This window comes from Streptomyces arenae (genome assembly GCF_022343545.1).
Classification (GTDB): domain Bacteria; phylum Actinomycetota; class Actinomycetes; order Streptomycetales; family Streptomycetaceae; genus Streptomyces; species Streptomyces humi.
The window spans coordinates 93762-102699 of record NZ_JAKQYH010000054.1 but is presented as its reverse complement, the minus strand read 5'-3'; the positions used below and the strand labels follow the sequence as shown (position 1 = coordinate 102699).

Annotated in this window: 7 protein-coding genes; 1 reads left to right on the top strand and 6 read right to left on the bottom strand. The window is 73.5% G+C overall.

What is annotated here, in order from left to right; translation table 11 throughout:
* The first annotated feature begins 511 nt into the window (after positions 1–511).
* Positions 512–2005, top strand: a complete 1494-nt coding sequence (locus MB828_RS24485) for a hypothetical protein (protein WP_343236192.1) — start codon at positions 512–514, stop codon at positions 2003–2005.
* A 247-nt stretch (positions 2006–2252) separates the two neighbouring features.
* Here MB828_RS24485 and MB828_RS24480 read toward each other — a convergent pair whose 3' ends face one another.
* The 6 genes from MB828_RS24480 to MB828_RS24455 form a co-directional block, all read right to left on the bottom strand.
* Positions 2253–4841, bottom strand: a complete 2589-nt coding sequence (locus MB828_RS24480; RefSeq protein WP_133025476.1) for a SpoIIE family protein phosphatase — start codon at positions 4839–4841, stop codon at positions 2253–2255.
* A 259-nt stretch (positions 4842–5100) separates the two neighbouring features.
* Positions 5101–5544, bottom strand: a complete 444-nt coding sequence (locus MB828_RS24475; protein WP_079179137.1) for an ATP-binding protein — start codon at positions 5542–5544, stop codon at positions 5101–5103.
* Positions 5545–5652: 108 nt separating this feature from the next.
* The gene (locus MB828_RS24470; RefSeq protein WP_301650102.1) at positions 5653–6060 is read right to left on the bottom strand and encodes a (deoxy)nucleoside triphosphate pyrophosphohydrolase; all 408 of its coding nucleotides are present in this window, start codon (positions 6058–6060) and stop codon (positions 5653–5655) included.
* Positions 6061–6081: 21 nt separating this feature from the next.
* Positions 6082–6285, bottom strand: coding sequence for an SPOR domain-containing protein (locus MB828_RS24465; protein WP_301650101.1), 204 nt, complete (start codon positions 6283–6285; stop codon positions 6082–6084).
* A 329-nt stretch (positions 6286–6614) separates the two neighbouring features.
* Positions 6615–7367, bottom strand: a complete 753-nt coding sequence (locus MB828_RS24460) for a GntR family transcriptional regulator (RefSeq protein ID WP_133025478.1) — start codon at positions 7365–7367, stop codon at positions 6615–6617.
* Between the two features lie 147 nt (positions 7368–7514).
* Positions 7515–8750 (bottom strand): DUF4190 domain-containing protein, encoded by a 1236-nt coding sequence (locus MB828_RS24455; RefSeq protein ID WP_301650100.1) that lies wholly within the window; start codon positions 8748–8750, stop codon positions 7515–7517.
* Between the last annotated feature and the right edge of the window lie 188 nt (positions 8751–8938).

Genomic DNA, 8938 nt, shown 5'->3' with positions numbered 1-8938 from the left:
CCCGACCCCACCCACCGCACCACCTCCCCCGGCCTCCGCCCCCGCCCCGAGCTCCGCCCCTGCCCCGGCGCCGCCTTCCGTTCCCGACCCGGCGCCGACTTCCACTCCCGGCGCGGTGCCGGCTTCCGTTCCCGGTTCGGTGCCGGCTTCCGGTCCCCGCCCGGCGCCGACTTCCACTCCCGATCCAGTGCCGACCTCCGCTCCCGGTTCGGTGCCGGCGTCCGCTCCCCGCCCGGCGCCGACTTCCACTCCCGATCCAGTGCCGACCTCCGGTCCCGACCCGGCGCCGACTTCCGCTCCCGGCGCGGTGCCGGCGTCCGCTCCCCGCCCGGCGCCGACTTCCACTCCCGGTTCGGTGCTGGCTTGCGGTCCCGGTTCGGTGCCGGGTTCCGGTCCTCGGTCCGGGTCCGGTTCCTTTCCCCGTTCCATCGTGTGGCCCCCTCTGCTCGCCGGCCCCTGGGTGTCCCCGTCCCGGTCGCGGTGGCGACTGGCTGCCCATACCCTCCGAAATGTGACGTCCTTGATCCGGGGTCGGCCGAGGCATGCCACCGGGCACATAGGTGTGCGGGTGGGGCACGCGGTGCTGGGCGGGGTGGCCGGGGTGGTCTGGCTGGTGTTGCCGGTGATGACGAGCGCGACTCAAGATCCGGTTCCCGTGACCGGTGGCGGGCCGGTCGCCGCGGTCCCGGCGGACGGCGTGGACGAGGCGGAGGGCACGTCGGCCACCGACTACGTACTCCCGTTGGTCGCGGTGGCCGCGGCCGGGGCGCTGGGCGGTTACGGATACGTACGCCGGACCCGGCGGGCCCGCTCGCGCACCACACCGGGGATCGTCTCCCCGCAGCCGCCGGCGCCGTCGCCCGTCGACCTCGAACGGCAGGCAGGGGCCTCCCTCGTCCTCGCCGACGACTGTGTCCGCACCAGCCGGGAGGCCCTCGGACACGTCGCCGCGGATGAGGCCGTGGTACGGGCCGTGCGCGCCGCCGAGACCGAGTTGTCGGCCGCGTTCGCGATATGGCAGCGGTACGGGGAGGGGGTTCCGGAGGACCCCGTCGGCCGACGGCAGGCACTGGTGGGGGTGGTCGGGCGGTGCGCGGAGGCCGGGCGTCAACTGGACGCCCAGGCGACGGCGTTCGACGCCGGCTGGGACACGGCGGACGCGCTGACGGCGGCCGAGGGACGGTTCCGGGAACTGGCCGCGCGGGCGGGCGGGGTGCAGGACGCGCTGGCCCGGACACGGGAACGGTACGGGCCGGGTGCCGTGGACGCCGTCCAGGGGTACGTCGAACAGGCCAAGGACCGGTTGGTGTTCGCGACCGGACGGCTCAACCAGGCCCGTCAGGACGCGGATTCGGGGGACGGGGACGGGTACCGGCGCGGGCTGCGCGCGGCCGAGGGCGCCGTGGCGCAGGCGGGGGTGCTGCTGGGCGCCGTGACCCGGCTGGTGGAGGAGGTGCGGGCGGCGGCGGGGCTGTTGCCGGCCGCGCTCACGGGCGCGGAGGCGGAACTGGCGGGGCTGCGGCGGACCGCGCTCCCGGCCCGGCAGGTCCACGCCGACGTGGTGCTGGCCGCCGTACGGGCGGAGCTGACCGCGGGGCCGTACGACCCGCTGGACGCCCTGCGCCGGGTGGTGCGGGCGGTGGAGGGGACGGGGGGCGGCCGGGCCGGGGTGATCGCGGCGGGGGCGGAACTGGTGACGCGCAGTGCGCTGCGCGCGGCGGACGACTTCGTCGGGGTGCACCGGGGGGCGGTGGGGGCGCAGGCGCGGGCGCTGCTGGCGGAGGCGGGGTCGGCGGCGCCCGCGGACGCCGACCGGCTGGCGCGGCGGGCGCGGGAGCTGGCCGGGCGGGACGTACGGGCGCACGGCAACTCGTTCGCCGGGGAGGCCGCGCACGAGAGCGGGCTGGCGGGGGTGGTGCTCGGGGGTGTGCTGCTGGGTGAGGAGGAGGACGGGGGGCCGGTGGTGGCCTTCGGCGGCCCGGACACCCGACGGCGACTGGGATAGCGGCGACAGGGGGTGAGGCGGTGCGACAAGGGGTGGAGCAGTACGGCACGGGTGGCGCGGTGCGACAGGGGGTGGGGGTGCGTGGTCGGGTGGGTGCGGGTGGGTTGTGGCTGGTCGCGCAGTTCCCCGCGCCCCTTTGGGGCACGTTCTTGCGGACGTCGGCTGTAGCGCCCCCGAAGGGGCGCGGGGAACTGCGCGAGCAACCCCCACCGCGCCGCACCGGACGACCGGCAGGAACCACCCCTTCTCAGAACAGGCTGAGCAGCGCCTCCGCAGGGTCGGTCAGGCCTGTCTCCCCGTCCGGCAGCGGCAGTTCGAACCACACCGTCTTCCCCCGCGGCGTCCGGCGTGAGCCCCACGCTGCGCTGAGCAGCCCGACCAGTTGCAGCCCGCGCCCGCCCTCGTCGGTGTCCCGCGCCCTGCGGCGGCGCGGCTGGACGAGGCCGGAGTCCCAGACCTCGCAGACCAGTGTGCGGTCGAGGAGCAGGCGGAGCCGTATCTCGCCCTCGCCGTACCGCAGGGCGTTGGTGACCAGCTCGCTGACCAGGAGCTCGGTCGTGTCGACCAGCGGTTCCAGGTCCCAGGTGAGCAGCTGGCCGCGCGCGTACTCCCGGGCCCGCCCCACACTGCGCGGCTCGCGCGGCAGCGTCCAGTCGCCGACCGACTCGGCCGGCAGTCCCTGGACACGTGCCATCAGCAACGCGATGTCGTCCTCGCCGTGGTGTGTGTCGAGGGTGTTGAGGACGTGGTCGCAGACGTCCTCCAGGGGCCGGGACGGGTCGGTGAGGGCGCCGACGAACGCCTGCAGGCCCTCGTCCAGGGGATGGTCGCGGGACTCGACCAGGCCGTCGGTGTAGAGCGCCAGGAGGGAGCCCTCGGGGAGGTCCACCTCCACCTCTTCGAAGGGCTCGCCGCCGACGCCGAGCGGCATGCCCGGCGGGACGTCGAGCATCAGGGCCGCCTCGCCGGGTTCGACCAGTACGGGCGGCAGGTGGCCGGCGTTGGCGAACGTGCAGCGCCTGGTGACGGAGTCGTAGACCGCGTACACGCACGTCGCGAGGTAGACCTCGGAGAGGTCGGCGTCCCGGGGCTGGCGGGCCGTGCGGGTGGCCTGCTGGACCCCGCCCGGCGTGCCCAGACCGCGGGCGATCTCGTCCAGCGCGGAGAGCACCTCCGCCGGTTCGAGGTCGAGCAGCGCCAGCGTGCGGACCGCCGTGCGGAGTTCGCCCATCGCGACCGCCGCGCGCAGCCCCCGGCCCATGACGTCGCCCACCACCAGCGCCGTACGGTGGCCGGGCAGTTCGATGACGTCGAACCAGTCGCCGCCGACCTCGGTCGCCGCGTTGCCGGGCAGGTAGCGGCAGGCGATGTCCAGGCCCGAGGCCTCGGGGTCACCGGGCGGCAGCAGGGACCGTTGCAGTATCAACGCGCGTTCGTGCTCGCGGCGGTAGAGACGGGCGTTGTCGATGCAGACGGCGGCGCGGGCGGCGAGTTCGACCGCGAGGTCCCGGTCGCGGTCCCCGAACGGTTCGCTGCCCTTGGTGCGGGCGAACTGGGCGAGGCCCACGACGGTGTCGTGGGCGACCATCGGGACGGCGAGCGTGGACTGCACCAGGCCGCCGTCCGAGGCGGGCACGTACTGCGGCCGGGCGGTGCGCAGGGCGTCCGCGCAGGGCGAGTTGAACGGGTAGTGGTGGACCGCGCCGACGGCGACCGGGGCGCCGCCGCCCACGAAGGGCGCGTCGGAGACCGCGCTGGCGAAGGCGACCCGGCGCAACTCCGCGCTGCCGTCGGCGAGTCCCGGCGGGGTCTCGTCGCCGGCCAGCAGCCCCTGGTAGAGGTCGACGGTGGCGAGGTCGCAGAAGCCGGGCACGACCACGTCGAGGAGTTCGCGGGCGGTGGTCTCCAGGTCGAGGGAGTTGCCGATGCGGGCCCCGGCCTCGTTGAGGAGGGCGAGGTTGCGGCGGGCGGCGGCGGCCTCCCGGGCGGCGGCACGGCGGGCGGTGATGTCGAGGCCCAGCCAGGCGATGCCGATGGGGCGGCCGGTGCCGCTGTGCACCCGGTAGAGGTTGATGGACCAGTGCCGGCGTTCCTCGGAGCCCGGCACGAAGCCCGTGACGTGCATGTCCGTGATGGAGTTGCCGCTCTCCAGGACCCGGCGCAGGGTGGCCGCGACCCGTTCCGCCTCCGAGCGCGGCAGGTAGTCGTGGACGCCCTTGCCCCGGTGGTCGTCGGGGGTGCCGCCGAAGATGGAGGAGAACCGCAGATTGGCGCGGCGGATCCGGAGGTCGGGGTCGATCAGCAGGAAGCCGAACGGAGATTGACCGAATATCGACTGCGAGGCGGCCAGGTCGGTCTCGATGCTGCGCAGGGTGCGGACGTCGACGACGATGCACACGGCCGCGTTCTCGCCCTCGGCGGTGCGGGTGGGCATGACGTAGACCTCGGCGAGGCCCTCCTCCCCGCGGGTGCCGTCGGGCCCGTCGGGCATCCGGAACGGGACCACCCCGGTCCACTCCCGCCCGTCGAGGATCTCGGCCATCTTCCGCTGACCGCGTTCGCGCAGGTCGGGGTCGATGAACGCCTCTATGGGGTCCATGCCGACGGCCCGCTCGGCGGGGATGCCGAAGATCTGCTCGGCGCGCAGGCTCCACTGGTCGACCAGCCCGCCGGCGCCGATGGAGAACGAGGCGACCTTGATGTAGTCGTAGATCGAGCCGGGCGGACTGCTCTGCCACATGGCGTCGCCGGGGACCGCGGCCTCGCCCGCCGTCCCCGCCCTCGCGCCGTCCGACGGGTCCTCGGACTCCGTGGCCTTAGCTGGTATCTCGCTCACGCGAACCGTCCCCTCCAGCTCACCGCGCCCGGCACCGGTCACCGGGTGCGGCTGCCCGCAGTATCCAGCACTACGGCGCCGCCTGACACGGTGTTCACGATCACAGCACGGTCCGGACGATTTCCGGACCGGACCGTGACAACACTTCCAGTCTTCTAACCAGGGAACACGTCCTCGAACCACGCTCTCCGGCACCCGTTGCCGGGCCACTCTCGCGAGTGGACGGCGGGGCACTGCGTGTACATCCCCTTCACCCGGTTCACCCGGGTACGGCCAGCTCGAACCAGACCGTCTTGCCGTTGACGCCGGGGCGGGTGCCCCAGCTGCGTGAGGAGCCGGCGACCAGTTGGAGGCCGCGGCCGCTCTCGTCGTCGGGGCTGGCGGCGCGCTCCCGCGGCGGGTCGGGGAGCGGGTCGGAGACCTCGACGCGCAGGGTGGCGCCGAGGTCGGCGGGCCGGACCAGGCGGACGCCGATGGGACCGGTGGCGTGCCGCATGGCGTTGGTGACCAGCTCGCTGACCAGGAGGGCCGTGATGTCGGCGAGGGGGTCGAGGCCCCAGCCGCGCAGTTGGTCTCGGACCGCGGTGCGGGCGGTGCGCACGGCGCCCGGTTCCGCGGGAAAGGTCCACTCGACGGTGTCACCTTCGGTGTCGATCACACCGATCACTTCCCGTGCAGCGTGCCCGCCCATGCCCGGTTTCATGGGGTTAATGGGCACATACCCGATATCCCTGGGGCAGTACCGCGCACGGGGGCGCACTGTGGTGCGGATGGCTTACGCCGGGGGCCGTACGACTACGAGTCCGTACGACTACGAGCCCGGGCGCCACCGGGCGGCGACCTCGCGGACCGCCGGGACGTCCTGGTCCAGCCAGTCCACGGACCAGAGCTGCTCCGGGGTCAGCCAGCGCAGTTCGTCGTGGTCCTGGAGGGGCTTGGGGGCGGCGGAGTCCTGGCACAGTTCGGCTGTCCACACCTGGAGGACGTACGGGTCCCGCAGCGGCCACTCTCCCGGTACGCGGGACACCGCCTCCGTCTCCACGCCCAATTCCTCGCGCAGTTCGCGTACCAGGGCGTGTTCGGGGGTCTCGCCGGGCTCCACCTTGCCGCCGGGCAGCTCCCAGCGGCCGGCCAGGTCCGGGGGCGCGCTGCGGCGGGCCGCGAGCAGGCGGCCGGCGTCGAGCAGGGCGGCTCCGACCACCACGATCCGTTCGCTCATGGTCCGGAGCCTACGGGAGGCTCAGTTGCGCAAGCCGCCGTCCCCGTTGCCGTTGCCGTGGCCGATGCGCTCGACCCAGTAGAGCTGTTTGTGCCCGCGGTCGTCGAGACTGTCGGCGATCTTCTGCGCCTCGGCCCGGGTCGCGTACCGGCCGACGCGGTACCGATTGCCGTTGTCGTCCTGCCGTATGACGAGCCAGGGGAGAGAGACCGTGCCTTCCGTCATCGCGCTCCTCCGTATCTCCCAGCTCCCGCCCATCCCCGCCCCGCTAAGGAAACCGCACTCCGCATATGCCCGAGCGTACGCCTAACCTTTACGCAGCGAACACGGCTTTTCACAAAGAGGTACGCAACCAGCCAGAACGGTGGGGGCGCACGAGGACGAGTGCGCCGTTCGGGCGCCTCGCGCTTCGGGTCCGGGGCATACCGGGGACAGCCGGGATCACCTGGGAGAACGGCCGGATCGCAGCGGCGCGGCCCAGGGCCGGACCTGGGCCGCACTGATACCGATCTCCGCAAGGGTGTGCGCTACTTCACGCACAGGTGGTACGCCCGCTACTTCACCGGCAGATGGTAGGAGGCGCGGTAGCGGTCCGCCGGGACGACGACGTCCGCCGTCTCCACCGGCCGGCCGGAGGCGTAGTAGGTCCGCTGGATCACCAGGACCACATGGCCGGGGACCCCGCCGAGCGTGAGCAACTCCTCGGCGAGGCCGGGGCGGGCGCCGACCTCCTCGGTGACGTTGTCCACGATGACGTCGATGGCGCGCATCCGCTCGACGACGCCCATCCCGCCGAGCGGGCCCTCCTCGGGCAGCATCACGGGGGTGCGGCCGGTGACGGCGAGGGGCTCCCAGGAGGTGGAGAGCATCATCGGCTCGCCCGCGTCCCGGAACAGGTAGCGGGTGCGCATCACCCGGTCGCCGACGTGGATGCCGAGCCGTTCGGCGATCGCGCTGCCCGCCTCGGCCTGCTCGCTGCTGGACTCCCAGGTGCCGCGCGCCGCCGCGTCGGCCTGCTCCTGCCGGAACGGCGTGGCGCCGCCCGCCGGGCGGTACCCGGAGCGGGCCACCCGCCGGGGCACGGGCCGCTCGCGCACGTACGTCCCGGAGCCGGAGCGGCCCTCCACCAGGCCCTCGGCCATCAGCACCTTGCGGGCCTCCAGGGCGACGGTGTCCGAGACGCCGTACTCCTCGCGGATGCGGGCCTGGGAGGGCAGCCGGGTGTGAGGGGGCAGCGAACCGTTGACGATCTTCTTGCGGAGATCACCCGCGACTCGCAGATACGCCGGCTGCTCACCGAAAGTCACTGGCCGCTCCCATCAGGTTGTACAGACAGCAACAGCGTGGCAACCGTGGGTTGAGCGGTGCAAGCAAAGGCCAGAGAATCACTCGATGTGATGACATGTGGCCGCGAGAGGCTTTACGCAGGCACTTTCTCCCCGTTATAGCGCCGCTCACACCTCGACGCCGGAGCCGCCCCCTCCGCTCCCCGAGCCGTCGCCCTCGCCGCCGCTGCCGTCCTCGTAGGCGGGCGGGACGGCGGTGAGGCCCAGAGCATCGCGTACGGTCACCGTGCGGTGCGGGTCGATCAGTTTGTACGCCTTGTCATAGTGCGTGAAGAACGTGTCCACGTCCGGCGCCTGCGCGGCCTTCGTCCACTCGGCGCGGGCCTTGTCGAGGTCGTCGACGAGCGAGGCGACCGGCTGCTTCGCGTCGGCGCCCCACCGGTGGGCGCGCAGCATCGCCGTCTGCTTGCCGAGCGCGGTGGCCATGCGGGCCGCCCACGCCTTGTTCCCGGACAGGTCGTCCTCGATGTACTCGGAGTCCGGCGCGGTGTCCAGCGCCGCGTTCAGGACGTGCGCGGCCTTCAGGTAGGCGAGTTGGTCGGCGGAGTAGGCCTCTGGGCCCTGGCGGTAGGAGTCGGTGAGCCGGCCGCCCCGGGTGGAGCTGCCGAAGACGCAGACGACGTCCCGGTCCCCGTCGGCCCAACTGTCCCGAGTGGGCGTGAAGTAGTACACGGCGACGTCGTCGGGGACCGCCCAGACGTCCAGGACGTAGGTGTCCTCCAGGCCGTAGCAGCGGTCGCCCGCGGAGTCGCCGACCGCGTCGTCGCCCGGGTAGCCGCTGCCGCCCAGCCGGTAGGTCGCGAAGACCTCGCCGTCGTGCCCGTCGTCGCAGGCCACGGGGGTGACATCGCCGACCAGGTCGTCGTCGAGCGCGTGGTCCGCGGTGTCGAAGCAGTCGCCCGTGGACAGCGACAGGCTGGAGCGCCCGCTCGCGCCCTCCTTGACGCCCTGCCAGAAGTCGGCGGCGCCGCCGGTGGCGAGCATCAGCACCAGCAGGCCCAGCCCGATCGCGGAGAACACCGAGCCGGTCACCGCCATCGCCGTACCGCGCTCGCTCCGCCTGCGGATCTGGACCAGGGCGACCACCCCCAGCACCAGCCCCACCCCCGGCAGACAGCACAGCAGCCCGAGCACGAGGGAGGCGATGGCGAGGCCGTTGACGGGCGCCTGGGCGGGGTACGGACCGTAGCCCTGGCCCCAGGGCTGGTACGGCGAGGGGTACGGCGGCGGCTGCTGCTGTCCGTACGGCGCCTGCTGGTACTGCGGGTACTGCGGCAGGCCCGACTGAGGCGGCTGATACGGCCCTTGTGGCTGGTGGGGGCCGGGGGGCGGAGGTATGGACACCGGTACCGTGCTCCTGAGGGGGCGTCTGGCCGCGTGGAAACGGACGGCTGAACTGACGTACGACTGCGCGCATCGTAAGCGCGCCATGATCGGGGGCGGAACGAGGGTGCGGACGGCGTCGGGACGGCCGCGGCGGGCATCCCGGCGGGGTTCCGCGGCCGGGCCCGGTCACCGGGTCACGGATGCCC